21 protein-coding genes and 1 other RNA gene are annotated in these 25,601 nt (G+C 61.2%); 4 read left to right on the top strand and 18 right to left on the bottom strand.

From position 1 onward, the window contains the following. Positions 1–2: 2 nt before the first annotated feature. The 14 genes from KL786_RS01140 to rsmI all read right to left on the bottom strand — a co-directional run bounded on the left by KL786_RS01140 (position 3) and on the right by rsmI (position 15,078). On the bottom strand, positions 3–962 hold the full coding sequence (locus tag KL786_RS01140; RefSeq protein WP_215516440.1) for a D-alanine--D-alanine ligase: 960 nt from the start codon (positions 960–962) through the stop codon (positions 3–5). Further along, positions 959–2,404 (bottom strand): UDP-N-acetylmuramate--L-alanine ligase, encoded by a 1,446-nt coding sequence (gene murC, locus KL786_RS01135; protein WP_215516439.1) that lies wholly within the window; start codon positions 2,402–2,404, stop codon positions 959–961. Before murC ends, KL786_RS01140 begins: the two co-directional genes overlap by 4 nt. After that, positions 2,397–3,467, bottom strand: coding sequence for an undecaprenyldiphospho-muramoylpentapeptide beta-N-acetylglucosaminyltransferase (murG, locus tag KL786_RS01130; RefSeq protein ID WP_215516438.1), 1,071 nt, complete (start codon positions 3,465–3,467; stop codon positions 2,397–2,399). The genes murC and murG overlap by 8 nt, the downstream gene beginning before the upstream one ends. Then, positions 3,457–4,680, bottom strand: a complete 1,224-nt coding sequence (gene ftsW / locus KL786_RS01125) for a putative lipid II flippase FtsW (RefSeq protein ID WP_029297828.1) — start codon at positions 4,678–4,680, stop codon at positions 3,457–3,459. The genes murG and ftsW overlap by 11 nt, the downstream gene beginning before the upstream one ends. After that, on the bottom strand, positions 4,677–6,023 hold the full coding sequence (gene murD / locus KL786_RS01120) for a UDP-N-acetylmuramoyl-L-alanine--D-glutamate ligase (RefSeq protein WP_215516437.1): 1,347 nt from the start codon (positions 6,021–6,023) through the stop codon (positions 4,677–4,679). Before murD ends, ftsW begins: the two co-directional genes overlap by 4 nt. Positions 6,024–6,029: 6 nt before the next feature. Then, the gene (gene mraY / locus KL786_RS01115; RefSeq protein ID WP_215516436.1) at positions 6,030–7,112 is read right to left on the bottom strand and encodes a phospho-N-acetylmuramoyl-pentapeptide-transferase; all 1,083 of its coding nucleotides are present in this window, start codon (positions 7,110–7,112) and stop codon (positions 6,030–6,032) included. Beyond that, positions 7,112–8,482 carry a UDP-N-acetylmuramoyl-tripeptide--D-alanyl-D-alanine ligase gene (locus KL786_RS01110; RefSeq protein WP_215516435.1) on the bottom strand — a complete coding sequence of 457 codons (1,371 nt, stop codon included), beginning with the start codon at positions 8,480–8,482 and terminating at the stop codon, positions 7,112–7,114. Before KL786_RS01110 ends, mraY begins: the two co-directional genes overlap by 1 nt. Further along, the gene (locus KL786_RS01105) at positions 8,475–9,938 is read right to left on the bottom strand and encodes a UDP-N-acetylmuramoyl-L-alanyl-D-glutamate--2,6-diaminopimelate ligase (protein WP_215516434.1); all 1,464 of its coding nucleotides are present in this window, start codon (positions 9,936–9,938) and stop codon (positions 8,475–8,477) included. The genes KL786_RS01110 and KL786_RS01105 overlap by 8 nt, the downstream gene beginning before the upstream one ends. Further along, positions 9,938–11,680 carry a peptidoglycan D,D-transpeptidase FtsI family protein gene (locus KL786_RS01100; protein ID WP_167360833.1) on the bottom strand — a complete coding sequence of 581 codons (1,743 nt, stop codon included), beginning with the start codon at positions 11,678–11,680 and terminating at the stop codon, positions 9,938–9,940. Before KL786_RS01100 ends, KL786_RS01105 begins: the two co-directional genes overlap by 1 nt. After that, positions 11,680–11,973: a cell division protein FtsL gene (ftsL, locus tag KL786_RS01095; RefSeq protein ID WP_029297818.1), complete on the bottom strand. Its 294-nt coding sequence runs from the start codon at positions 11,971–11,973 to the stop codon at positions 11,680–11,682. Before ftsL ends, KL786_RS01100 begins: the two co-directional genes overlap by 1 nt. Next, positions 11,970–12,917, bottom strand: a complete 948-nt coding sequence (gene rsmH, locus KL786_RS01090) for a 16S rRNA (cytosine(1402)-N(4))-methyltransferase RsmH (RefSeq protein ID WP_458729818.1) — start codon at positions 12,915–12,917, stop codon at positions 11,970–11,972. The genes ftsL and rsmH overlap by 4 nt, the downstream gene beginning before the upstream one ends. Beyond that, positions 12,914–13,369, bottom strand: a complete 456-nt coding sequence (gene mraZ / locus KL786_RS01085; RefSeq protein ID WP_003171868.1) for a division/cell wall cluster transcriptional repressor MraZ — start codon at positions 13,367–13,369, stop codon at positions 12,914–12,916. The genes rsmH and mraZ overlap by 4 nt, the downstream gene beginning before the upstream one ends. A 354-nt stretch (positions 13,370–13,723) precedes the next feature. After that, an RNA gene (rnpB, locus tag KL786_RS01080) (RNase P RNA component class A) lies at positions 13,724–14,077 on the bottom strand. A gap of 95 nt (positions 14,078–14,172) precedes the next feature. Continuing rightward, positions 14,173–15,078, bottom strand: a complete 906-nt coding sequence (gene rsmI / locus KL786_RS01075) for a 16S rRNA (cytidine(1402)-2'-O)-methyltransferase (RefSeq protein WP_215516433.1) — start codon at positions 15,076–15,078, stop codon at positions 14,173–14,175. 186 nt (positions 15,079–15,264) lie between these two features. Here rsmI and KL786_RS01070 point away from each other — a divergent pair, with 186 nt between their 5' ends. From KL786_RS01070 to KL786_RS01055, 4 genes are all read left to right on the top strand, one after another. After that, a complete protein-coding gene (locus KL786_RS01070) occupies positions 15,265–17,076 on the top strand; it encodes a penicillin-binding protein activator (RefSeq protein ID WP_215516432.1) in 1,812 nt (603 codons plus the stop codon). After that, the gene (locus tag KL786_RS01065; RefSeq protein WP_215516431.1) at positions 17,076–17,447 is read left to right on the top strand and encodes a YraN family protein; all 372 of its coding nucleotides are present in this window, start codon (positions 17,076–17,078) and stop codon (positions 17,445–17,447) included. The genes KL786_RS01070 and KL786_RS01065 overlap by 1 nt, the downstream gene beginning before the upstream one ends. Before the next feature lie 104 nt (positions 17,448–17,551). After that, entirely contained in the window at positions 17,552–18,145 is a 594-nt protein-coding gene (locus KL786_RS01060; RefSeq protein ID WP_003171862.1) for a phosphoheptose isomerase, read from the top strand. Beyond that, a complete protein-coding gene (locus KL786_RS01055) occupies positions 18,142–18,723 on the top strand; it encodes a BON domain-containing protein (protein ID WP_032860050.1) in 582 nt (193 codons plus the stop codon). Before KL786_RS01060 ends, KL786_RS01055 begins: the two co-directional genes overlap by 4 nt. A 68-nt stretch (positions 18,724–18,791) precedes the next feature. Here the strand turns inward: KL786_RS01055 and KL786_RS01050 are convergent, their stop codons facing one another. From KL786_RS01050 to KL786_RS01035, 4 genes are all read right to left on the bottom strand, one after another. Next, entirely contained in the window at positions 18,792–19,556 is a 765-nt protein-coding gene (locus KL786_RS01050) for a YiaD family glycine zipper/OmpA-like lipoprotein (RefSeq protein WP_032860051.1), read from the bottom strand. A 166-nt stretch (positions 19,557–19,722) separates the two neighbouring features. Continuing rightward, positions 19,723–20,367, bottom strand: coding sequence for an MBL fold metallo-hydrolase (locus KL786_RS01045; protein ID WP_032860052.1), 645 nt, complete (start codon positions 20,365–20,367; stop codon positions 19,723–19,725). 12 nt (positions 20,368–20,379) lie between these two features. After that, on the bottom strand, positions 20,380–22,569 hold the full coding sequence (locus tag KL786_RS01040; RefSeq protein WP_215516430.1) for an OsmC domain/YcaO domain-containing protein: 2,190 nt from the start codon (positions 22,567–22,569) through the stop codon (positions 20,380–20,382). 72 nt (positions 22,570–22,641) lie between these two features. Beyond that, the gene (locus KL786_RS01035; protein ID WP_215516429.1) at positions 22,642–25,377 is read right to left on the bottom strand and encodes a winged helix-turn-helix domain-containing protein; all 2,736 of its coding nucleotides are present in this window, start codon (positions 25,375–25,377) and stop codon (positions 22,642–22,644) included. Between the last annotated feature and the right edge of the window lie 224 nt (positions 25,378–25,601).

Here is a 25,601-nt window from a genome sequence, read left to right as displayed (position 1 = left end):
TCTTAACCTCGTGCCTCTATATAGCTAGCCGCCAGAATTGCCAGCACCAACTGCTGGAAATCCAGGCCGGCTGCGCGTGCAGCCATGGGGACCAGGCTGTGATCGGTCATGCCCGGCGCAGTGTTGACTTCAAGGAACCAGAAATTCCCCTGGTCATCCTGCATCACGTCTGCCCGCGCCCAACCGGCGATACCCAACGCCTCACAGGCTTTCGCCGTGAGGTCCATCAATTCCTGCTCTTTGGTTGCATCGAGGCCGCATGGGATCCGGTACTGGGTATCGGAAGCCACATACTTGGCGTCGTAGTCGTAAAAGGTGTGGGGCGTGCCCAATGCGATGGGCGGCAATACCTGGCCACGCAGGGTGGCGATGGTGTACTCGGGACCCTGGATCCACTGTTCCACCAACACTTGCGAATCGTAGGTACTTGCCGCTTTCCATGCGTCGATCAATTCGGCGGCCGAGTTCACTTTGGCCATGCCGATACTGGAGCCTTCATGGGCAGGTTTGACGATCAAAGGCAGGCCCAGTTCCTTGGCTGCAGAAATACAATCGTCTTCGCTGCACAGCACACTGTGACGCGGGGTTGGAATCCCCAGGCTGTGCCACACCTGCTTGGTGCGCAACTTGTCCATGGCCAGTGCCGAAGCGAGGATGCCGCTGCCGGTGTAGGGAATGCCAGCACACTCCAGCAAGCCCTGCATGCTGCCGTCTTCACCGCCACGACCGTGCAGGATGATGAAGGCGCGGTCGATCTTCTCGGCCAGCAGGCGGGCGAGGAAGTCATCGCCCACGTCGATACCAAAGGCATTCACGCCTGCACTTTGCAGGGCTTCAAGTACGGCATTGCCGGACTTGAGCGACACTTCGCGCTCAGCACTCTTGCCGCCGAACAGCACCGCCACACGGCCGAAATCGGCAGGCGCGATGGTGGAGAACAGGGAGCCGTAGTCAGTGATCATTTCGACTTCCCCTTGGCCACGGCGAAGAGCGGGCTCGCCAACAATTTAGGGGCAAGGCCGCCGATATCACCGGCACCCTGGCACAGCAGGATGTCGCCGGCACGCAGCAACGGCTTGACGATTGGCGCCAGGTCGACACCCCGCTCGATGTAGATCGGGTCCAACTGGCCGCGCTGGCGGATGCTGTTGCACAGCTTGCGGCTGTCGGCGCCGGGGATCGGTTCTTCACCGGCCGGGTAGACTTCCATCAGCAGCAACACGTTGGCATCGGCCAATACATTTACAAAGTCGTCGTACAGGTCGCGGGTGCGGCTATAGCGGTGCGGCTGGTAGACCATCACCAGGCGACGCTCCGGCCAACCACCGCGCACAGCCTTGATCACGGCCGCAACTTCGGTCGGATGGTGACCGTAGTCGTCCACCAGCATCACTTCGCCGCCTTCTACCGGCAACTGGCCGTAGACCTGGAAGCGCCGGCCCACGCCGGCAAAGCCCGACAGACCTTCGACGATGGCTTCATCACTGACGCCTTCATCGGTGGCAATGCAGATGGTTGCCAGGGAATTGAGCACATTGTGGTTGCCCGGCATGTTCACCGACACGTCCAACGGTTCGCGATCCGGGCGCAACACGGTGAAGAACGTCTGCATGCCTTGCTGGCGAACATTGATCGCGCGCACGTCAGCGTCTTCGCTGAAGCCGTAGGTCACGGTCGGACGCTTGACCAATGGCAGGATTTCCCGCACCACCAGATCGTCCAGGCACAGCACGGCCAAGCCATAGAACGGCAGGTTGTGCAGGAACTCGACGAAGGTTTTCTTCAGTTTGTTGAAGTCACCGTCGTAGGTCGCCATATGGTCGGCGTCGATGTTGGTGACCACAGCGACCAAAGGTTGCAGGTGCAGGAAGCTGGCATCGCTTTCATCGGCTTCGGCGATCAGATAGCGGCTGGTACCCAGTTGTGCATTGGTACCTGCTGCATTCAGCCGGCCACCGATCACGAAGGTCGGGTCCAGGCCGCCGGCAGCGAACACCGAGGCGATCAGGCTGGTGGTGGTGGTCTTGCCGTGGGTACCGGCGACGGCGATGCCGTGGCGGTAGCGCATCAGCTCAGCCAGCATCTCGGCGCGCGGCACTACCGGAATACGGCGTTCAAGGGCAGTGGCCACTTCCGGGTTGGAGGTGTTCACGGCGCTGGAAACCACCAGTACATCGGCTTGCGCGGCGTTCTCGGCACGGTGGCCGATAAAGATCTGCGCGCCGAACGATTCCAGGCGCTCGGTGACCGGCGAGGTCTTGAGATCGGAGCCGGAAACCTGGTAACCCAGGTTCAGCAACACCTCGGCGATCCCGCACATGCCCACGCCGCCGATACCGACGAAGTGGATGCGACGGATGCGGCGCATTTCCGGTTGCGGCATGGCTTTTTGATTCTCAACCATGGGCCACCTCCAGGCAGATATCGACCACGCTGCGGGTGGCGTCGGGTTTGGCCAGGCGGCTTGCGGTGCTCGCCATGCTGTTCAGTCGTTCGGGTTGCATCAAAACCTCAGTCAGGCGAGCGGCCAGGTCGGCGGCGCCAGTCGTTCTTTGCGGCAGCAGGAAGGCAGCGCCCTCTGCGGCCAAATATTCGGCGTTGCGGGTCTGGTGATCGTCAATCGCGTGGGGCAAAGGCACCAGCAAGGACGGCAGACCGGCGGCAGCCAGTTCACTGACGGTCAACGCACCTGCGCGACAGACCACCAGGTCGGCCCAGCCATAGGCATGGGCCATGTCTTTGATAAAAGGCTCTACTGTCGCCTCGACCCCGGCCTCGCGGTAGCGGCCAGCGGTCACTTCATCGTGGTTCTTGCCAGCCTGGTGGAAGATCTCGGGACGCAGGTCCACAGGCAGTTGCGCCAGCGCTTCTGGCAGCAATTTGTTCAACGGCTCGGCGCCCAGGCTTCCGCCCAGGATCAGCAGGTGAGCCTTGCGCCCGACCAGGGCCTGGCGGGTAATGTCCATGAACAGTTCGGTACGCACCGGGTTGCCGGTGGTGCGCCGCTTGTCCATGGCCGCAAACGTATTCGGGAACGCCTCGCATACCCGCGCAGCCAAAGGCGCCAACAGACGGTTGGCCGTACCGGCCACGGCATTCTGTTCGTGGACGATCACCGGCACACCCGCCAACCGCGCGGCCACGCCGCCGGGGCCGGTGACATAGCCACCAAAACCCAGCACACAAACCGGTTTCAATTCACGGATGACCTTGCGCGCCTGCCACACCGCCTTGAGCAACACGAACGGCGCCTTGAGCAGGGACAACTTGCTCTTGCCACGCAGGCCGCTGACGTTGATCAGGTGCAGGGACAAACCGGCAGCCGGGACCAACTCATTTTCAATGCCACGCGGTGTGCCCAGCCAATGCACGGTGTAGCCACGGGCCTGGAACTCACGGGCACAGGCCAGCGCCGGGAACACGTGGCCGCCGGTGCCGCCAGCCATGATCAGCACGTTAGCGCCCATGGGTCGGCTCCTCGGCAAAGTCGCTCTCGCTGAATTCCATCTCTTCGCTGCCCAAATGGGTTCGACTCTCCCATTCGATACGCAGCAACAAGCCGAGACAGGCACAGCAGATCACCAACGAGCTGCCGCCGTAGCTGAGGAACGGCAAGGTCAGGCCCTTGGTCGGCAGCAGGCCGACGTTCACGCCGATGTTGATCAGGAACTGGCCGATCCACAGGAAGGCCAGGCCGTATGCGACATAGGCCGCAAAGAATTGCTTGGCTTTCTCCGCCCACAGGCCGATGTACATGGCCCGCACGCAGACGAACACGAACAGCCCGACAGTGGCCAGGGAGCCAACCACGCCCAGCTCTTCGGCGAGGACCGAGAACACGAAGTCGGTATGCGCTTCCGGCAGGTAGAACTGCTTCTGCACACTGTTGCCCAGGCCCACACCCAGCCACTCGCCGCGACCGAAGGCGATCAGTGCCTGGGTCAACTGGTAGCCGGAACCGAACTGGTCGGACCAGGGGTCGGTAAAGGTGATCAGTCGCGCCATCCGATAGGGTTGCGCCTGCACCAGAATCGTCACGGCGGCAACCGCCAGCCCGACCATCAAGGCAAAGCGGAACAGGCCCACGCCACCGAGGAACAGCATCGCCGCAGCCGCGCCCATCATCACCACGGTGGCGCCGAAGTCCGGCTCCATCAGCAGCAGGCCGGCCATGGGCAGCAGCACGATGAACGGTTTGAAAAAGCCCATCCAGCTTTCGCGCACTTCTTTCTGCCGGCGCACGAGGTAGCCGGCCAGGTAAATCACCACGAATACCTTGGCAATTTCCGAGGGCTGCACGTTGAAGGCACCGAAGCCGATCCAGCGCATCGAACCATTCACTTCACGGCCGATACCGGGGACGATCACCATCACCAGCAAGCCGAAGGCGCCGATCAGCATCAGCCAACCCAGGCGCTGCCAGGTGGCGATAGGAATCATCATGGTGACGATGCAGGCGCCGAGACCGATCACCAGGTAAATCAGGTGGCGGATCATGTGGTACAGCGTGTTGCCCGACTGCACGGCGGCCACTTCCGAGGACGCCGAGGTGATCATCACCAGGCCCAGGCCCAGCAGCGCCAGGCAACCGGCGAGCATCGGGAAGTCGAGGTCGATCCCGCGCCCGGTAATGATCGGCGACGGGTACGGCTTGATGATGTTTTTCAGGTCCAGACTCATGCCAAGCCCTCCACGGCGCGGGCGAACAACTGGCCGCGCTCTTCGTAGTTCTTGAACATGTCGAAACTCGCGCAGGCTGGCGACAGCAGCACGGCATCGCCGGGCTGGGCCAGGGCACGGCATTGGGCGATGGCGTCGTCCAGCGAGGTGGCACGCACTTGCGGCACAGCGTCGCCCAGGGCGGCGGCAATCAAGTCCGAATCACGGCCCATCAACACCACGGCGCGGCAATGGGCTGCCACCGGGTTCTTGAGGTCCTTGAAGTCGGCACCCTTGCCATCGCCACCGGCGATCAGCACCAGCTTGCCGTCGATATCGGCGCCCAGGCCTTCAATGGCGGCCAGTGCGGCACCGACGTTGGTGGCCTTGGAATCGTTGTAGTAGCTCACGCCATCCAGGTCGCGCACCCACTGGCAGCGGTGTTCAAGGCCGGCAAAGGTGCGCAGGCTCGACAGCATCGCGTCGAACGGCAGGCCAACCGCGTGCCCCAATGCCAAGGCCGCCAGGGCATTGGACTGGTTATGGGCGCCACGGATCTTCAGTTCACGCACCGGCATCAGGTTCTGGAATTCGAAGGCCAGGTATTTCTCGCCATTCTCTTCACGGATACCAAAGGCCTTGAAATCGGGTTTGCTCAGGCCAAACGTCCAGCATGGCAGGCCTTCGCCCATCAACGGACGGCTCAGGGCATCCTGGCGATTGACCACCACCTGCCGCGCGCCCCGGAAGATCCGGTGCTTGGCCAGGTGATAAGCCGGTAGGCCGCTGTAGCGGTCCATATGGTCTTCGCTGACGTTCAACACGGTGGCCACTTCGGCGCCGAGTTGATCGGTAGTCTCCAACTGGAAGCTCGACAGCTCCATCACGTACAGCTCGATATCGTCGCTGAGCAGGTCCAGCGCCGGCGTACCGAGGTTACCGCCCACAGCCACGCGCTTGCCGGCCGCAGCCGCCATCTCGCCGACCAGGGTAGTGACGGTGCTCTTGGCGTTGGAGCCGCTGATCGCCACGATCGGCGCCTTGGCGTTGCGGGCAAACAACTCGATATCGCCAGACAACTTCACGCCACGCGCTGCGGCGGCTTGCAGGGCCGGTGTAGCCAGGGCCAGGCCCGGGCTCACGTAGAGCTCGTCGGCACGGCACAGAAACTCGACATCCAGCTCGCCACAACGCACTTCCACGTGCGGGTAGTCACGGCGCAGCGTGACCAGCTCCGGTGGATTTTCCCGCGTATCGGCCACGGCAAACGACGTGCCCCGGTTCGCCAGGAAGCGAACCAGGGACATGCCGCTCTTGCCGAGGCCGACAACGATGCGGAAGTGGTCAGAAGCGATCAGGGACACTCGTTTCTACCTCAGTTTCAGGGTGGCAAGGCCAACCAGCACAAGAATCACGGTGATGATCCAGAAACGGACGATCACCCGCGGCTCAGGCCAGCCCTTGAGTTCAAAGTGGTGATGAATCGGCGCCATGCGAAACACACGGCGGCCGGTCAACTTGAAGGACGCCACCTGGATCACCACCGACAGGGTCTCCATCACGAACACACCGCCCATGATGAACAGGACGATTTCCTGGCGCACGATCACGGCGATGGTGCCCAGGGCCGCACCCAGCGCCAGGGCGCCGACGTCGCCCATGAACACCTGCGCCGGGTAGGTGTTGAACCACAGGAACCCCAGGCCGGCGCCGATCAGCGCGCCGCAGAATACGATCAACTCACCTGCGCCCGGTACATAAGGGATCAGCAGGTACTCCGCGAATTTCACGTTACCCGACAGGTAGCAGAAGATGCCCAGGGCGCCGCCCACCATGACCGTCGGCATGATCGCCAGGCCATCGAGGCCATCAGTCAGGTTGACCGCGTTGCTGGAGCCGACGATCACGAAGTAGGTCAGCACTACGAAGCCGACGCCCAACGGGATGCTCACATCCTTGAGCATCGGAATCAGCAGGGTGGTTTCCACCGCACTTGGCGCAGTCATATAAAGGAAGATCGCCGCGCCCAAGCCGAACACCGATTGCCAGAAGTACTTCCAGCGGCTTGGCAGGCCCTTGGAGTTCTTCTCGATCACTTTGCGGTAGTCGTCGACCCAGCCGATGGCCCCGAAGAACAGGGTCACCAGCAACACCACCCACACGTAGCGGTTGGCCAGGTCGGCCCAGAGCAAGGTGCTGATACCGATGGACGACAGGATCAACGCCCCGCCCATGGTCGGCGTGCCGGACTTGGACAGATGCGACTGCGGGCCGTCATTGCGCACGGACTGGCCGATCTGCAGGTTTTGCAGAGTACGGATCATCCATGGCCCCAGAAACAGCGACAACGACAGCGCGGTCAGCACACCCAGGATCCCGCGCAGGGTCAGGTACTGAAAGACCGCGAAGCCTTTGTGGAACTGTTGCAGATACTCAGCCAGCAGCAGCAGCATTAATGTTTCTCCGTACTTGAGCCACACAAGGCCGCGACGACGTTTTCCATCACCGCGCTGCGCGATCCCTTGATCAAAATGGTTGTGTGTTTGTCTTGTTCGGCGCCGACAAGGGCCTGGATCAATTCAGCCTGGGTCGCGAAATGCCGGGCAGCGGAGCCAAACGCAGCTACGGCGTGGGCCATGTTCGGGCCGACTGCGTAGAAAGCGTCTACTTTGCCGCTGGCATAGCCACCAACTTCACGATGGGACTGTTCGGCCCAGTCGCCCAGCTCGGCGATATCGCCCAGCACCAGGACCTTGCGACCATCGAAGCCTTTGAGCAGGTCAATGGCGGCGCAGACCGAGGACTGGTTGGCGTTGTAGGTGTCATCAATCACGCGCATACCGTTGGTCGCCAGTTGCGCCACGGTACGGCCCTTGACCGGTTGTACCGCGCCAAGACCCGTGGCAATCCCGAACAGCGACACGCCCAGGGCATAAGCAGCAGCTGCTGCGGCCAGGGCATTGGCCACGTTATGGTTACCCAACAGATTCAGTTGGACGTGCTCATCACCTTGCGGGCTGTGCAGGGTGAAAGCCGGGCAGCCACGAGCATCGACAGTGATGCGCGAGGCGTGGAAATCAGCGGCGGCGTTATGCACGGCAAATGTCAGGACCTTGCGGCCGGCGGCACGTACACGCCAGGTTTCGAAGGCCTTGTCGTCCAGGTTCAGTACCGCAGTGCCCGAAGCGTCGAGGCCTTCAAGGATTTCGCCCTTGGCTTCGACAATTTTCTCGGGGCCGCCAAACTCGCCAACGTGGGCGGTGCCGGCATTATTGATGATGGCAACGTGCGGCCGGGTCATGGCCACGGTATAGGCAATTTCGCCAATGCGCGACGCGCCCAACTCGATCACCGCCGCCGTGTGTTCCGGGGCCAGTTCGAGCAGGGTCAGCGGTGCGCCAAAATCGTTATTGAGGTTGCCACGGGTGGCCAGCACCGGCCCGCGCGTGCGCAGGATGCCGGCGAGCAATTCCTTGACCGTGGTTTTGCCACTGGAGCCGGTGATCGCAGCCACCGGGTTGGTAAACGCTGCGCGGTTAAGGGCCCCCAGTTGGCCAAGGGCCAGGCGCGTATCGGCCACCAGTAATTGCGGCAAGGTCGAATCAGCCACTTCGCGCTGCACCAGAGCGCCGGCCGCGCCCTTGGCGGCCACTTCGTTCAGGTAGTCATGACCGTCGAAACGCGGCCCGGCCAGCGCAACAAACAACTGCCCCAGCTTGATCGCGCGGCTGTCGATGCTGACGCCGTCGAAACTGCAATCGCTCGACAGGACGCGAGCCGCCAGGGCCTGGGTCAGTTCGCTGAATGTCATGGCCTTAAGCATGGGCAACCTCCCATGCAGTCAAGGCGTGATCAGCCTCGACCAGATCGGAGAAGGCATGGCGCTCGCCGTTGATTTCCTGATAGTCCTCATGCCCTTTACCGGCCAGGACCACCACATCATCAGCACCAGCGCTGGCAATCAATTGGGCAATAGCTGCACCGCGACCAGCAACAAAGGTCACTTTAGAGGCGTCTTTGAAGCCCGCACGAATATCATCGAAAATCTGGCTCGGCGCTTCGCTGCGCGGGTTGTCGTCAGTCACCAGCACAGCATCTGCCAGGCGCTCGACGATCTCAGCCATCAATGGGCGCTTGCCGCGATCACGGTCACCGCCGCAGCCGAACAGGCACAGCAACTTGCCCTTGGCGTGCGGGCGCAGGGCTTCGAGTACTTTTTCCAGGGCATCCGGGGTGTGGGCGTAATCGACCACCACCAGCGGTTGCGTACCACCACCCAGGCGCTGCATGCGCCCGGCCGGGCCTTCGAGCTTGGGCAGTACGCGCAGGATTTCATCCAGGGCGTAATCCAGGCCGAGCAAGGCACCGATGGCCGCCAGCACGTTGCTCAGGTTGAAGCGACCGAGCAAGGTGCTGCGCAGATGGTGTTCGCCCTGGGGCGTGACCAGCGTGGCGCGTACGCCTTCGTCATTGAACTGGGCTTCGCGGCAATACAGGTAGGCGCTGGAATCTTCCAGGCTGTAGCTGATCAGGCGCGATTCACTTATTTCAGCGGCCAGTTGGCGACCGAATGCATCGTCCAGGTTGACCACCCGGCACTTGAGGTCATTCCAGCCGAACAGCTTGGCCTTGGCCGCAGCGTAGGCCTCCATGCTGCCGTGGTAGTCCAGGTGGTCGCGGGACAGGTTGGTCATCACCGCCACGTCGAAGGCCAGCGCGGTCACCCGGCCTTGATCCAGGCCATGGGACGAAACTTCCATGGCAACCGCCTTGGCGCCGGCCTTTTTCAGGTCGGCCAGGGTCGCTTGCACGGCAATCGGGTTCGGCGTGGTGTGCAGGCCGCTTTGCAGCGCGCCGTAGAAACCGGTGCCCAGGGTACCGACGATGCCGCAGTGCTGGCCCAGCAGGTCCAGTGCCTGCGCCACCAACTGGGTAACGCTGGTCTTGCCATTGGTGCCGGTAACGCCAATCAGGTTGAGCTGGCGACTCGGGTCGCCATAAAAGCGCCCGGCGATGTCCGACAGCTGTGCCGCCAGGCCCTTGACCGGGATCAGCGGCACATCGGTGATTGGCAGGACAGTGGCGCCTTCAACTTCGTAGGCCACCGCTGCCGCACCACGCTGCAAGGCATCGGCAATGTGTGCACGGCCATCGAGCTTGCCACCCGGCACGGCCAGGAACAGGTCGCCAGCGCGCACATTGCGGCTGTCCAGGCTCAATTCGCGGATCAACAGATCGCGGCCAGCGTGGGCGAAAATCTTGTTCAGGCTAAGAGACATCAGCCGCGCCCTCCATTGGCTTTTACCGCTGCGGCCGGTGGTCCGGCGTTGGCTTGTTGGGTCGGCGGCAGGTTGTCCGGCGTGATGTTCATCAAGCGCAGGGTGCCGGACATGACTTTGCTGAATACCGGTGCCGAGACCAGGCCACCGTAGTAGCCGGCCTTGCTCGGCTCATCAATGACCACGACGATGGCGTAGCGCGGATCGCTCATGGGGCCGAAGCCGGCGAACAACGAGCGGTAGGAGTTTTCGGCATAGCCTTTGGTGCCCACCGAAGTCTTACGCGCGGTACCGGACTTGCCGGCCACGTGATAGGCCGGGACCTGTGCACGGAACACACCACGCGGCGCCTCGATCACTTGTTGCAGCATGGTCTGCATGGTCTTGGCGACGTTTTCCGGGATGACCTGTTCGGATTTCGGCGCTTCGTCCACGTGGATCAGGCTCAACGGCGTCATGCGGCCATTGTTGGCCAGTACGGAAAAAGCATGAGCCAACTGGATCGCAGTCACCGACAGGCCATAGCCGTAGGACAGGGTCGCAGTCTCGGCCTTGCGCCACTCACGGTAGTTGGGCAGGTTGCCGACGCGCTCGCCCGGGAAGTCCAGGCCGGTGGGCTGGCCCAGGCCGATCTTCTGCGCCAGGTGGTAGATGGTCTCGCCGCCGATATCAAAGGCGACTTTACTCATGCCCACGTTACTGGAGTTGATCAGGATGCCGGTCAGGTCCAGCACCGGGCCTTCGCTGCGCGATACGTCGCGAATGGTGTATTTGCCCAACTGCAGGGTGCCTGGATACACCTCGACCTTGTCGGTCGGCTTCCAGCGCCCGCTTTCCAGGGCCGCACTCATGGAGATGGCTTTCATGGTCGAGCCCGGCTCGAACACGTCGATCATCGCGCGGTTACGCATCATCGCCGGTTGCAGGTTGCGACGGTTGTTCGGGTTATAGGTCGGCTGGTTGACCATGGCCAGGATCTCGCCGGTCTTCACATCCATGATCACCAAGCTGCCGGCCTTGGCACCGTTCTCGATGATCGCGTTGCGCAGCTCACGGTTGGCCAGGTATTGCAGACGCAGGTCAATCGACAACGCCAAGGGCTTACCGGCCTTGGCGTTTTTGGTGACTTGGACATCCTTGATCAGTCTGCCGCGACGATCCTTGATGACCTGCCGTTTGCCGGGAACCCCGGCCAGCCACTCGTCGTAGGCAAGTTCCACCCCTTCGCGACCATGATCATCAATGTCGGTGAAGCCGACCATGTGGGCAGTGGTTTCACCGGCCGGGTAGAAACGGCGGAATTCCTCGATGCCATAGACACCGGGGATTTTCAGGTCGAGTACGCCTTGACCCTGCTCGGGGGTGAGGCCGCGAACCAGATAGATGAACTCTTTATTGGCCTGGGCTTCAAGACGTTCCTTGAGGGCCTTGGGGTCCTGGCCGAGGGCGTGGGCCAGCTCGGTCCACTTGTCCTTGGCGACTTGCAGTTCCTTGGCGTTGGCCCACAGGGTGGTTACCGGGGTGCTGACAGCCAGGGGTTCGCCGTTACGGTCGGTGATCAGGCCGCGGTGCGCTGGAATCGGGATATGTCGCAGGCTGCGGGCATCGCCCTGGCCGATCAGGAAGTCGCGGTCCACCACCTGCAAGTCGACGATGCGCCAGACAATCGCGCCCACCATCAATGCGAGCAAGCCCAGCACGACGCGGAAGCGCCACGGGTAGAGTGCGCCTTCGAGTTTCATCATGGCGCCACCATGCGTACTTCTGCTGCGCCAGGAATGTGCATCTTCAGTTGCTCGGCAGCCAGCACTTCGATCCGGCTGTGGGCCGTCCAGGTGCTTTGCTCCAGAATCAGCCGACCCCACTCCGCCTGCGCCTTGTCACGCACGCTCAATTCGCCGTACAGGCTATTGAGCAACTGACGGTTCCAGTGGGCGCTGTAGGACACCGCAATCGCGGACACCAGCACGCCGACATACAGCAGCATCATAAAGAAGCTGCCGCCCGGAAGGGGCTTGGCGAAAAGCTTGCTCACCGCAGCTTCTCCGCGACGCGCATGACGGCGCTACGGGAACGTGGGTTGGCCTTGAGTTCGGCTTCGGAAGCGAACTGCGCTTTGCCATGGATTTTGATTTTCGGCACAAAGGCTTCGAAACGTACCGGCAGGTTGCGCGGCAGGTTGTCGGTTTCGCCCTTGACCAGACGACGCATGAACAGTTTGACGATGCGGTCTTCCAGGGAGTGGAAACTGATCACCACCAGGCGACCACCCACTTCCAGGGACTCCAGGGCCGCCTCAAGGCCAGCCTCCAGGTCACCCAGTTCGTTGTTGACGTGAATGCGCAGGCCCTGGAATGCACGGGTCGCCGGGTTTTTGCCCTTTTCCCACGCAGGATTGGCGACTTTCAGCACTTCGGCCAAGTCGGCAGTGCGCTCGAACGGCTGGATTTCCCGGCGCTCGACCACGGCACGCGCCATGCGGCCGGCGAAACGCTCTTCGCCATATTCCTTGAACACGCGGGCAATTTCTTCGTGGGGCGCGCTGGCGATGAACTGCGCAGCACTGATGCCACGGCTCGGGTCCATGCGCATATCGAGCGGGCCATCGTTCATGAAACTGAAGCCGCGCTCAGGGTCGTCCAACTGTGGCGAAGACACGCCCAGGTCCAGCAAGACCCCGGCCACCTTGCCCGCCATGCCCCGCTCGGCGACTTCTGCACCCAACTCGGCAAAGCTGCGCTGCACAACGACAAAGCGGCCGTCTTCGGCCGCTAGCGCTTGCCCGGTGGCAATCGCCTGGGGATCCTTGTCGAACCCGAGGAGTTTGCCCTCCGGGCCAAGCTGGCTGAGGATCAAGCGGCTGTGCCCGCCGCGCCCGAATGTGCCATCCAGATAGCAGCCATCAGGGCGCACGGCGAGAGCCTCGACGGCTTCGTCAAGCAGCACGGTGATGTGGTTAAAGCCGCTATCAATAGTCACAGGATCAAATCACGCAGTTCATCAGGCATGGCGCCCGGTTGTTGAATAGCAGCCAGGTCAGCTGCAGAAACAGCATCCCAGGCATCTTCGTCCCACAATTGGAACTTGTTCAGTTGGCCTACCAGCATCGCGCGCTTATCCAGCTTGGCGTATTCGCGCAGACGCGGCGGAACCAGGAAACGACCACTGCCATCGAGTTCGAGGTCGACGGCATTACCAATCAGCAAACGTTGCAGACGGCGGTTTTCTTCACGTAACGAAGGCAGAGCGCGCAACTTGGTTTCAATCAACTCCCACTCATCGAGTGGGTAAACGCACAAACATGGATCAACGGCATCAATCGTGATGATTAACTGGCCTGAACTTCGCGAAATGAGCTCGTCACGATACCGGCTCGGCATGGCGAGACGGCCTTTTGCATCGAGACTGATAGCGTTAGCTCCGCGAAACACAGATGCGTTTCTCCAAATATTAGCGTTTTACGTTCAAAAAACCCACTTTGTGCCACTTTCCGCCACTTGCGCACACTATAGGAATGCGCCCACCACACCGTCAAGGCGCGGATTAAAGGAAAAGCCTTACAGAACGGAGATTTAGGAGCGTAAAAGGAGGAGAAACGAGAGTTCGGCGATGTTTTTGACTCAACAACCCCAAATAGCTCAAAGAGCTAGAGCTTGAAGTTAAAGTAATTTATTAAGAGTAAGATTTTTTCGGTATTACGAAGACGCATCTGCCAATGATTTGGCAGGGAGGGATTCTTGCGTTACTACCTGGTTTCTGCCCGAGACTCGTGCAGAAGGAAAAAGGTGGAGAGTCGATCTATAAGCCGGGTTCTGTCTTGAACAGTCATTCGTCTACGATGGCCATCACTGGACATCTTTAGCAACCTACCCGGTTCCAGCGCGGGCCACGCCTTGGAACCCTATTTGGTCTTGCTCCAAGTGGGGTTTACCTAGCCACGAACTGTTGCCAGTCGTGCGGTGCGCTCTTACCGCACCTTTTCACCCTTACCGGCACCGAAGTGCTTAGGCGGTTATTTTCTGTGGCACTTTCCGTAGGCTCACGCCCCCCAGGCATTACCTGGCACTTCGCCCTATGGAGCCCGGACTTTCCTCCCCCCCCTAATTTTCATAGAGGGCAGCGACTGTCCAATCGACTCTCCGCCGCGAAGGTTAACGGCACGGCGGCCTTAGAACAAGTATTAAAAGACAGCATTGCCATCATGTTCCGACGTCGTGCACGTTAAACCCTGGAACTATTCGCTCTTTTGCTTATCAAGCGCAGCCTGATACAACACGTTCTTGCGCACCCCGGTTATTTCCGCCGCCAGGGCCGCCGCACGCTTGAGCGGCATTTCCTTGAGCAACAGGTCCAGCACGCGCATGGCTTCGCTGCCCACGGCATCTTCACTTTCCGGCGCACTCCAGCCTGCGACCAGCACCACACACTCGCCGCGCTGCTGATTACTGTCACCCTCGACAAAGGCGCGCAGCTCTTCCAGCGGCAAACCCTTGAGGGTTTCAAAGGTCTTGGTCAACTCCCGCGCCAGCAGGGCCAGGCGCTCGCCACCGAAGACCAGCTCCATGTCTTGCAGGCACTCAAGGATGCGGTGCGGTGCTTCGTAGAAGATCAGGGTGCGCGGCTCCTCTTTTAACAACTCCAGGCGCGCGCGACGCCCCACGGCCTTGGCAGGCAGGAAGCCTTCAAAGATAAAGCGGTCAGACGGCAAGCCCGCCGCCGACAAGGCCGCAATCAACGCGCACGCCCCGGGAACCGGGACTACATTGATACCAGCGGCACGAGCCTGACGCACGAGGTGGTAGCCAGGGTCGGAGATCAGTGGGGTACCGGCATCGGAAATCAACGCCACGTCGTCCCCCGCCAACAGGCGGGTAATGAAGCGGCTACCCTCGTCACGCTCGTTATGTTCGTGACAAGCCGCCAAGGGCGTGGTGATACCAAAGTGCTGCATCAGGCGCAGCGAGTGCCGAGTGTCTTCCGCCGCAATCAACTTGGCTTCGCGCAACACCTTCAGCGCCCGCGCGCTGATGTCGTCCAGGTTGCCAATGGGCGTCGCCACCACAAAAAGCGAGCCAGCAGTGGAATTCAAAGGACCTGGAGCAGTCAAAGCGCACACCTCGAAGATTGGCAAAAGCCACATTGTAGCGCGTAGACGTCAAGAAAATGCGCCAACGGGGTAGCGTCCATCGGGTCTGTTTGCGGCGGTTACTGACGCCCTGCAACATTTAAACGATCTAAATAGACGGTTTCACGCCAGTAACATCGCGCCCCGGCCAGTGCTTGGGTACAATTCCACGCTAATTTGATCGGTATCAGGAACACTTACATGATCGCTTGCCTGCGGCTGTTCTCTGCCCTTTGCCTGGCTGCCCTGTTGGCGGCTTGCGCAAGCTCGCCCTCGTCAAGCCTTGGCGAACTCCCACGGACCCCGGATGCCACGATCGAGCAGTTGCTCGAACAGGCGACTTCGGCCAAGACTCCGGAAAAAGCTGCACTGCTGCGCCTGAGCGCGGCTGACATGGCCTTCCACCAGAACAATCCCGGCCGCTCGGCGCAGATTCTCGCGCAGGTGCCACTGGACAGCCTCAAGCCGGCGGCCCAGGTCTTTGCCAGCACCCTGACTGCAGAGCTGGCCATGACCCGCAACCAGCCCAAGGCGGCGCTGACGGCGTTGAGCCATCCGAGCCTGCAAAACCTCAAGGAGTTGCCACCGGAGCAACAGGTCCGCACCGGCACCGTGCACGCCCGCGCCTTTGAAGCCGATGGCCAGACCCTGGCCGCAGCCCGCGAACGCGTGGACATGGCCCCGCTGCTGACGGGCGCTGCCGCCGCCAGCAACCACGAGGCCATCTGGAGCCTGATTGCCGCCGTGCCTGGCGAGCAATTGCAGGCCAGCGGTAACCCGACACTCGATGGCTGGATCAGCCTGGCCCAGTCCGTCAAGAACGCCGGCACCCTGGAGCAGCAACAAGCCGCCATCGACACCTGGCGTGCGCAGAACCCTGCGCATCCGGCGGCGGTGCAACTGCCCCTGCCGCTGACCAAGCTCAAGGAGCTGGCGAGCCAGCCGCTGAACAAAATCGCCCTGCTGTTGCCGCAGCAAGGCCCGCTGGCCAACGTGGCCAAGGCTTTGCGCGAAGGTTTCCTGGCCGCACACTACCAGGCGCAGCAGGCCGGGCAGAAACCACCGACCATCGAGTTCTATGACAGCTCGCGGGTCAGCTCCCTCGATGAGTTCTACAAAAAGGCCCAGGCTGACGGCGTGCAACTGGTGATTGGCCCGCTGGAAAAACCGCTGGTCAAGCAACTCAGCGCCCGCCCGCAACTGCCCATCACCACCCTGGCCCTGAACTACAGCGAAGGCGATCAAGCGCCTGCACAACTGTTCCAGTTCGGCCTGGCTGCCGAGGACGAAGCCCGCGAAGTATCGCGTCGTGCCCGCGCCGACGGCCTGCATCGCGCTGCTGCCATGGTGCCGAAAGGCGAATGGGGCGACCGCGTACTCAAGGCCTTCCGTCAGGACTGGGAAGCCAATGGCGGCACCCTGATCGGTGTCGAGCATGTCGACCAGCCCGTCGCCCTGGCCCAGCAGATCGCCGACCTGTTCAAGCTGCGCCAGAGCGAAGGCCGCGCCAAGAGCCTGCAAAGCACGGTCGGCGCTGACGTCGCCGCACAGCCATCGCGCCGCCAGGACATCGAATTCATCTTCCTCGCCGTGACGCCACAGCAGGCCCAGCAGATCAAGCCAACGCTGAACTTCCAGTACGCAGGCGATGTGCCGGTGTATGCCACCTCCCACGTGTACAGCGCCAGCGGCGACAAGAACCAGTACAACGACATGAACGCCATCATGTTCTGCGAGACGCCGTGGCTGCTCAACACCACTGATCCACTGCGCAACCAGGTCACCGCACAATGGCCACAAGCCAATGGCAGCCTGGGCCGCCTGTACGCGATGGGTGTGGATGCCTACCGCCTGGCACCGCGCCTGGGTCAACTCAAGGCGCTGCCGGATACCCGCATCGATGGCCTTTCCGGCAACCTGGGGATGAGCCCAAGCCAACGGATCGAGCGCCAACTGCCGTGGGCCAAGTTTGTCAGTGGCCAGATCGAACGCCTGCCCGATACCCCGCGCTGATGCCCTCACGCTCCAGCGCACAAAGCGGCAAGGATGCCGAACAACAAGCACTTGAACACCTGCAACAACAGGGTCTGCGCCTGCTGGCGCAGAACTGGTTGTGTAAACGCGGCGAGCTTGATCTGGTCATGCTTGACGGCGATACAGTAGTATTTGTCGAAGTCCGCTACAGAAAATACGCACAATGGGGTGGCGCGCTCGCCAGTATCGACGAGCGCAAACGCCAAAAGCTGATACTCGCCGCGCAGTTTTTCCTGCTCAGTGAACGTCGCTGGGCTGACTCCCCCTGCCGTTTCGATGTGGTTGCCATGGAAAGCACGCCCCACGGAACCACTGATCTGAACTGGCTGCGCAACGCCTTCGACGGCTGAGCACCACCGGGACGGATCGGACATCTTCACCGCACACTTTTGCTCTTTGCTTTGCGGGCTGCACATTCGTGTGCCATACAGCCGCGCTACTTAAGGTCACACAGATGGACATGCAATCCCGAATTCGCCAGCTTTTCCAGGCCAGTATCGATACCAAGCAACAGGCGATGGACGTACTTGCACCGCACATCGAGCAAGCCAGCCAGGTCATGGTCAACGCCCTGCTCAACGAAGGCAAAATGCTTTCGTGTGGCAACGGTGGTTCGGCCGGCGACGCCCAGCACTTTTCCTCCGAGCTGCTCAACCGCTTTGAGCGCGAGCGACCGAGCCTGCCAGCCATCGCCTTGACCACCGATTCGTCGACGATCACCTCGATCGCCAACGACTACAGCTACAACGAAATCTTTTCCAAACAAATCCGTGCCCTCGGCCAACCGGGCGATGTGCTGCTGGCTATTTCCACCAGCGGAAACTCGGCGAACATTATTCAAGCGATCCAGGCCGCACATGATCGCGAAATGATTGTCGTAGCATTGACCGGCCGCGACGGTGGCGGCATGGCCTCGCTGCTGCTGCCCGAAGACGTGGAGATCCGCGTCCCGGCCAATGTCACTGCACGTATTCAGGAAGTCCATCTGCTGACGATCCACTGCCTGTGCGATCTGATCGACAGCCAACTGTTCGGGAGTGAAGAATGACCGTTAACCGCCTCAGCCTTTTGGCCATCACGCTGTGCCTCGGTATCAGCGGCTGCACCTCGGCCATCACCGCGACCCGCGACACACCTATCCAGGACGACCGGGGCACGCGCACCTTTGGTAGCAAGATCGATGACTCGCTGATCGAAACCAAGGTCGGCGTCAACGTCGCCAAGGCCGCACCCGACCTGGGCAACGGCGCATCGCGTATCGTCGTGACCAGCTTCAACGGCATCGTGCTGCTCGCCGGGCAAACCCCGCGCGCCGACCTCAAGACCCAGGCCGAACAAGCCGCCGCAACCGTGCAACGGGTCAAGAAGGTCCACAACGAATTGCAGGTCACGCAGCCGATCACGCTGCTGGCAATCAGCAACGATGCGGTGCTGACCACCAAGATCAAGGCGCAGATGTTGACCGACAGCGCGATTCCCGGCTCACGGATCAAAGTCGTGACTGATAACGGTATCGTCTACCTGATGGGACTGTTGACTCAACAGGAAGCCACTCGCGCAACCAACCTGGTGCAGGGTGTGTCCGGCGTACAGAAAATCGTCAAGCTGTTCGAATACATCGACTGATGTAATCACCAGCCACAAAAAAGGGCGCCGTGCATTGACTGCACGGCGCCCTTTTTTGTGGCTGACGGTTACTGGTACTGCTGGTATGGATTGCCCTGGAACTGGTTGTTCTGCTGCTGTTGCTGCTGTGCAGGCTGACCATATTGCTGGCCAGGGATCGGGCCGAGGTTGACCTCAACACGACGGTTCTGTGCGCGGCCGTTGACGTCGGCGTTGCTGGCAATCGGGTTATCCGGGCCGGCACCGCGGGTGGTCAGGTTGGTCGGACTCACACCTTGGGATGTCAGGTAATTGGCCACGCTTTGCGCACGACGCTGGGACAGGTCCATGTTGAGCTGGCGGCTGCCGGTGCTGTCGGTGTAGCCGACGATCTGAATGGTGTTCTGGTTGAACTGCTTGAGCGAGTTGGCCAAGTTATTCAGCGGGGAGTAGAAGCTGCTGGCAATTGCATCGGAGTTGGTCGCGAAGGTGATGTTACCCGGCATGATCAACTTGATCTGGTCACCCTGGCGCTGCACCTCGACGCCGGTATTGGCCATGCTTTCACGCAATTTCTTTTCCTGCTGGTCGGCGTAATAGCCATAACCTGCGGCACCGATACCGGCCACCGCTGCGCCGATCAGCGCGCCCTTGCCACGGTTATCATGGCCGATGGCTGCACCAGCCAATGCGCCAGCCAGCGCGCCGAGGCCGCCGTACTTGGCGGTTTTGCTCATGCCTTGTGAACCGCTGTCCGCCTGCCCCTGGCTGCCATCGTAAGGGTTAGGGGAGGCACAGCCCGACAACAGGGCTACCGCTGTAGCAACAACAAGCAGACGACGCGAAGTGAACATGAAGGAAGCTCCTACTTTTGCATTCTGTGATGCAGAGGACATTGGCAATGGACCTGTGCCGAGTTTGGAACGCGACAAACGACAAAAATTCCATGCCCGGCCTCTGTCCTGTAACAAAAGATGGAGACCGGTGCGCTTACCTGAACACTAGCAGAGCCTCGCCATATCAGGCCCTGACAAACGGATTTTCGCGCATTTCATCCCCCAGTCGCGTATCCGGACCATGCCCCGTCACCACGGTCGCGTCCTCATCCAGGGTATACAGGCGCTGCTGGATCGAGCGAACGATGGTCGCCTGGTCGCCGCCCCACAAATCTGTACGTCCTACCCCGCGCCGGAACAAGGTATCCCCGGCGATCAGCAGCTTGGCATCGGCAAACCAGAAACTCATGGAGCCCGGTGTATGCCCGGGTGTGTGCAAGGCCACCCCGCAGCCACACGCCAGCTCTTCATCATCGGCCAGCCAGCGGTCCGGCGACGGCACCGGCGTGTAGGGCACGCCGAACATCTGGCACTGCATTTCCAGGTTATCCCACAGGAACTGATCTTCCTTGTGCAGGTGCAGCGTGGCACCGGTCTTCTCCTTCAATTGGCCGGAAGCCAGGAAGTGATCCAGATGCGCATGGGTATGAATGATGCTCACCACCTTCAAGCCCAGCGCGTCGAGCCGCGCCAGGATCAATTCATGGTTGCCGCCCGGATCGACCACGATGGCCTTCTTGCTGATCGGGTCGCCGATGATCGTGCAGTTGCACTGCAACGGGCCGACAGGAAATGTCTCGCGAATCAGTTGGAGCTTTGCAGCGTGCATAAGAGATCCGTCCTAACTATTAGCCCGAGCGGCGTGCAGCTTTTTATAGCTGTCGATCAACCGCAGGTGTCGGTCCAGGCCTTCGAGCTTCATGCTGGTCGGCGTCAAGCCATGGAACCGCACGCTGCCATCCACCGAACCGATGGCGGCATCCATGCGCTCGTTGCCAAACATGCGACGCAAGTTGGCCTCGTAGTCTTCCAACTCCAGGTCCTCGTCCAGTTGCATCTCCAGCACCGCATTCACCGCCTGGTAGAACAGGCCACGCTCGACGGTGTTGTCGTTGTACTGCAGGAACATCTCCACCGCCTCTTTCGCCTCTTCAAACTGCTGCAAGGCGAGATAGATCAGCAGCTTCAACTCCAGGATGGTCAACTGGCCCCAAGCGGTGTTGTCGTCGAACTCGATGCCGATCAGGGTGGTGATATCGGTGTAGTCATCCAGTTCGCTTTCCACCAGACGCTCGACCAGCGCTTGCAGGCCATCCTCATCCAGGCTGTGCAGGTTGAGGATATCGGCGCGGAAGAACAGCGCCTTGTTGGTGTTATCCCAGATCAGGTCGTCAACCGGATAGATTTCCGAATAGTCCGGCACCAGGATGCGGCAGGCCTTGGCGCCGATATGTTCGTAGACCGCCATGTAGACCTGCTTGCCCATGCCTTCGAGAATGCCGAACAAGGTCGCAGCTTCCTCGGCGTTGGAGTCTTCGCCCTGGCCGGAGAAGTCCCATTCCACGAATTCGTAATCGGACTTGGCACTGAAGAAGCGCCACGACACCACGCCACTGGAGTCGATGAAGTGTTCGACAAAGTTATTCGGTTCAGTCACCGCATGGCCTTCAAAGGTCGGCTGCGGCAAATCGTTCAGGCCTTCGAAACTGCGGCCTTGGAGCAGCTCGGTCAAGCTGCGCTCCAGCGCCACTTCCAGGCTTGGGTGGGCACCGAACGAGGCAAACACACCACCGGTGCGCGGGTTCATCAGGGTCACGCACATTACCGGGAATTCGCCGCCCAGGGAGGCGTCCTTGACCAGCACCGGGAACCCCTGTTCTTCCAGGGCCTGGATACCGGCGAGGATGCCTGGGTATTTGGCCAGCACGTGGGCCGGTACATCCGGCAGGGCAAATTCGCCTTCGATGATTTCGCGTTTCACCGCGCGCTCGAAGATCTCCGACAGGCACTGCACCTGGGCTTCAGCCAGGGTGTTACCGGCACTCATGCCGTTGCTCAGGTAGAGATTTTCGATCAGGTTGGAGGGGAAATACACCACCTCGCCATCCGACTGGCGCACGAATGGCAGCGAAACGATGCCGCGCTCTTCATTGCCAGAGTTGGTGTCGATCAGGTGCGAACCACGCAATTCGCCATCGCGGTTGTAGATCTTCAAGCAGTACTCGTCGAGGATCTCAGTCGGCAGCGCATCTTTGCGGCCCGGCTTGAACCAGCGCTCGTCCGGGTAATGCACAAACGCCGCATTGGCGATGTCTTCGCCCCAGAACTGGTCGTTGTAGAAGAAGTTGCAGTTCAGGCGTTCGATAAACTCGCCCAGGGCCGACGCCAGTGCGCCTTCCTTGGTCGCGCCCTTGCCGTTGGTAAAGCACATCGGCGAATGGGCATCGCGGATATGCAGCGACCAGACATTGGGCACGATATTGCGCCACGAGGCGATCTCAATCTTCATGCCCAGGCCCGCGAGAATCGCCGACATGTTGGCGATGGTCTGCTCCAGCGGCAGGTCCTTGCCCGCGATATAAGTGCCCGCGTCCGAAGCAGAGGCCGGCATCAGCAACGCCTGGGCATCGGCGTCGAGGTTTTCCACCTCTTCGATGACAAACTCAGGCCCGGCCTGTACGACCTTCTTGACCGTACAGCGGTCGATGGAGCGCAGGATGCCTTGGCGATCCTTGTCGGAAATATCCGCAGGCAACTCGACCTGGATCTTGAAGATCTGGTTGTAGCGGTTTTCCGGGTCGACAATGTTGTTCTGTGACAGACGGATATTATCCGTGGGGATGTTGCGCGTGCTGCAATACAACTTCACAAAGTAAGCCGCACACAACGCCGACGAAGCCAGGAAGTAGTCGAACGGACCGGGGGCCGAGCCATCGCCCTTGTAGCGAATCGGCTGGTCGGCCACCACGGTGAAGTCATCGAACTTGGCTTCAAGCCGGAGGTTGTCGAGAAAATTGACCTTGATTTCCATGCGGGATTACCAGAATAGCGGAGCAAACGAATTGGCCGCCATTATCCGGCTTTTGCAGCGCAAGTCTCCCCCTTACCCCAACAACCCCATCTCCTGTGCCCGCGCGACCGCCTGAGTGCGGCGCTCGACCCCCAGTTTGCTGTTGATATGACTGGCGTGGGTCTTGACGGTGTGCAGCGAGATAAACAGCTGGTTGCTGATTTCCTGGTTGGAGCAGCCTTGGGCGATCAACTGCAGCACCGCCAACTCACGGGCGCTCAAGGTTTCGCTGGAGTGGCTGGTTTCGACCGGCTCACGCGGGGCAACCGCCGGCAGCAGGGCCCACAGGCTTTGCCGTAGCAAGTCACGCGGCGCCTGGAGTTGCTCGCGCATCCAGTCGGGATAACGCTCCAACAGGCGCTGGAAGGGTTGCAACGCGCCGCCGCTCGCCATTTGCAGAGCCCGGGCAAAAACCGGCCGAGCTGACGCTGCCTGGCCATCATCCAGCAACAACAAGGTGTGCTGGTTCAGGGCCATCACCGCGATCATCTGCTGGCCCTTGTCTTCAGCCTGCCGGGCGAGCGCATCGAGCCGACGCAGGGGGCTTTCGGACTGACCACGAATGGCCTCCAGGGCCGCCTGTTGCAGTTCGATATGTTGCGGCAGATGTGGGTGAAACTCCGGGGCGGCCGCTGCCTGCTCGCCGTTATAGGTTTGCCCCAGGCGGGCCAGCCAGGCATCGGCCAGGTCGGTACGCCCCTGGGCCAGCCACAACTCGCATTTGATCAGGGTAATCATGGCCAGGTAGTAGATCGGCGGCACGTCCCAGATGTGCATCAGCCGCTCGGCTTCGGCCAGCTCGGCAAAAGCCTTGGGAAAGTCGCCACGGCGCCCTTCAAAGTTGGCAATGACACAGTGCCCGATCAACACGCTGATATCTCGGCAGGCACGGGCTTCAGCCAACCCCGTACGCAAACGCAACAGGCCGGTTTCCGGCTGGCAACGCATCAGCAGCAGGAACCCTTCATACAATGACAGGCGTGCGCGCACCGCATACAGGCGTTGAGGCCCCAGGCCCTGCAAGCGTTGCAGGCCCTCGTGCACCTCATCCAGGGAACGCAGGATTTCCCCGCGCGCCTGCAGCACGCGCGCCCGGTCGTAATGGGCCAGGGCCTCGAACAGCGGGTTGCCAACACGTTGCGCCAGCTCCAGGGATTCACGATTCAAGCCACGCGCGCGCCAAAGGTCGGCATCGACGATGGCCAGGTTCGACAAGGTCGACAGGCACATCAAGCGCTGGCCGTAACGCTTGTGCGGCAGGCTTTCCAGGGCTTCGCTGCAATACAGCTGGGTCAACTCGCGATTGCCGCGGCCACGAGCAATGATGCCGCTGAGGGCCAGCCACTGGGCCAGCATCGACTTCTGCGCCGTGGCCGACGGTGCAGGCAGGAAGCGACTGAGATGGCTGGACAACTCCTCTGCCGCATCCAACTGACAGGCCAGCCCCAGCGCCCAGCTGTAGAGCACGATCAAGCGTGGCGTGCTGATCAACAGGCTATCGGGCAGGTCCATCTTCCAGCGCAGGAGCATGCCGACGTTCTGCTCGGCCAACAGTTGCTCTTCGGACAGGTTCTGCACCAGGTTCGCCGCCACATCCAGATGCCCCGCGCGCAGGGCCTGCTCCACCGCCTCATCAAGCAAACCCTGGGCATTGAACCAGCGACAGGCGCGCAAGTGCAGGCTGGCGGCCGGCAGCATCGCGTTCGGCGAGCGCCGGGTGCGCAGCAAATCGGAAAACAGGTGGTGATAGCGATACCAGTGGCCCTGCTCGTCCAGCGGCACCAGGAATACTTGGTGGGCTTGCAAGTAGCGCAGGATTTCCGCGCTGTCATGGGCCTCACGCACGGCGTCGCACAGCTCGCTGCAAAAACGCTCCTGGGAAGCGGTGTCATAGAGGAAGGCCTGGACCTCTGGCGACAGGCAGTCGATCACCTCTTCCAGCAGATAGTCACGGATCAGCCCTTCCCCACCATGCAGGCCTTGGGGCAGGTCGGCCTCGCTGCCGGCTTCGGAGGCCGCCAACAACCAGAAACGCAGGCCGGCCACCCAGCCTTCGCTACGGCGGATCAGGTTGTCCAGCGCCTCACCGCGCAACGAGCTGCTATGGCGGTCGAGCAAGGCCAGGGATTCATCGTTGGTCAGGCGCAGGTCCTGCTCATGCAACTCCAGCAAGTGCCGCGACAGGCGTAGCCGCGCCAAATGCCAGTCGGGGCGCTGGCGACTGGTGACCAGCACCAACAGGCCATCGGGCAGATGATTGAGAAAAAATTGCAGGCAGCGATCCAGCACCGGACCCTGGGCCAGATGGTAGTCATCCAGCACCAGTAACAACGGCGTGCGTGTAGACAGATGGACAGTCAATTCATCGAGCAAGCCATCGAGCCATTCTTCAAAGGCAAATGGCTGATGGCGCTGGCGCATTTTCAACAAGCCCAGGGCCTGGTTGCCGACCTGCGGGAAGTACTGCTGCAAACCTTCCAGCAAGCGCTCAAGAAAACGTCCCGGATCACTGTCCCGCGAACTGAGGCCCAGCCACAGGCTTTGCCAGTGGTCAGGCAGGCTTTGGCAGAACTCCACCGCCAGCGAACTCTTGCCAAACCCGGCCGGCGCGCTGACCAACAGCAAACGGCCCTCCAGGCCCGCGCTCAAACGCTCGCACAGGCGCGGGCGCAGCACATAGCCGTCGGGCAGCGGGGGTCGATAGAAGCGCCCTTCCAGCGTGGGGATTACCGTGCTGGCAGGCCCTTGGATTCGGGACAGATCAGTCATCGCCGGGCTCTTGTAATAGGCTGTGGTCGGCATTGCAGATGTCGGCAGACTAGCGTTAAAAGCGGCAGCTTTGTAGATCTTTGCAACATTTGTCTGAAAAAGACTACAACAAGAAATAACCAGCGATGTTCAGGGCCCCCAAACAAATGTAGGAGCTGGCTTGCCTGCGATGGCATCGCCTCGGTATGTCAGATAGACCGAGGTGATGCCATCGCTGGCAAGCC

This window comes from Pseudomonas sp. TAE6080 (genome assembly GCF_018732265.1).
In the GTDB taxonomy this organism is placed as follows: Bacteria; Pseudomonadota; Gammaproteobacteria; order Pseudomonadales; family Pseudomonadaceae; genus Aquipseudomonas; species Aquipseudomonas brenneri.
The sequence above is the reverse complement of the archived record's forward strand: the minus strand, read 5'-3'. Positions and strand labels throughout refer to the sequence as shown.

Coding starts and splice junctions, on each gene's coding strand:
- KL786_RS01050 (WP_032860051.1), bottom strand. CDS start 19,556: ATGTTCACTTCGCGTCGTCTGCTTGTTGTTGCTACAGCGGTAGCCCTG.
- murC (WP_215516439.1), bottom strand. CDS start 2,404: ATGGTTGAGAATCAAAAAGCCATGCCGCAACCGGAAATGCGCCGCATC.
- KL786_RS01065 (WP_215516431.1), top strand. CDS start 17,076: ATGCCCTCACGCTCCAGCGCACAAAGCGGCAAGGATGCCGAACAACAA.
- rsmI (WP_215516433.1), bottom strand. CDS start 15,078: ATGTGGCTTTTGCCAATCTTCGAGGTGTGCGCTTTGACTGCTCCAGGT.
- KL786_RS01140 (WP_215516440.1), bottom strand. CDS start 962: ATGATCACTGACTACGGCTCCCTGTTCTCCACCATCGCGCCTGCCGAT.
- KL786_RS01040 (WP_215516430.1), bottom strand. CDS start 22,569: ATGGAAATCAAGGTCAATTTTCTCGACAACCTCCGGCTTGAAGCCAAG.
- murG (WP_215516438.1), bottom strand. CDS start 3,467: ATGGGCGCTAACGTGCTGATCATGGCTGGCGGCACCGGCGGCCACGTG.
- mraY (WP_215516436.1), bottom strand. CDS start 7,112: ATGCTGCTGCTGCTGGCTGAGTATCTGCAACAGTTCCACAAAGGCTTC.
- ftsW (WP_029297828.1), bottom strand. CDS start 4,680: ATGAGTCTGGACCTGAAAAACATCATCAAGCCGTACCCGTCGCCGATC.
- KL786_RS01035 (WP_215516429.1), bottom strand. CDS start 25,377: ATGACTGATCTGTCCCGAATCCAAGGGCCTGCCAGCACGGTAATCCCC.
- KL786_RS01055 (WP_032860050.1), top strand. CDS start 18,142: ATGACCGTTAACCGCCTCAGCCTTTTGGCCATCACGCTGTGCCTCGGT.
- KL786_RS01110 (WP_215516435.1), bottom strand. CDS start 8,482: ATGCTTAAGGCCATGACATTCAGCGAACTGACCCAGGCCCTGGCGGCT.
- KL786_RS01100 (WP_167360833.1), bottom strand. CDS start 11,680: ATGAAACTCGAAGGCGCACTCTACCCGTGGCGCTTCCGCGTCGTGCTG.
- KL786_RS01105 (WP_215516434.1), bottom strand. CDS start 9,938: ATGTCTCTTAGCCTGAACAAGATTTTCGCCCACGCTGGCCGCGATCTG.
- KL786_RS01070 (WP_215516432.1), top strand. CDS start 15,265: ATGATCGCTTGCCTGCGGCTGTTCTCTGCCCTTTGCCTGGCTGCCCTG.
- KL786_RS01060 (WP_003171862.1), top strand. CDS start 17,552: ATGGACATGCAATCCCGAATTCGCCAGCTTTTCCAGGCCAGTATCGAT.
- KL786_RS01045 (WP_032860052.1), bottom strand. CDS start 20,367: ATGCACGCTGCAAAGCTCCAACTGATTCGCGAGACATTTCCTGTCGGC.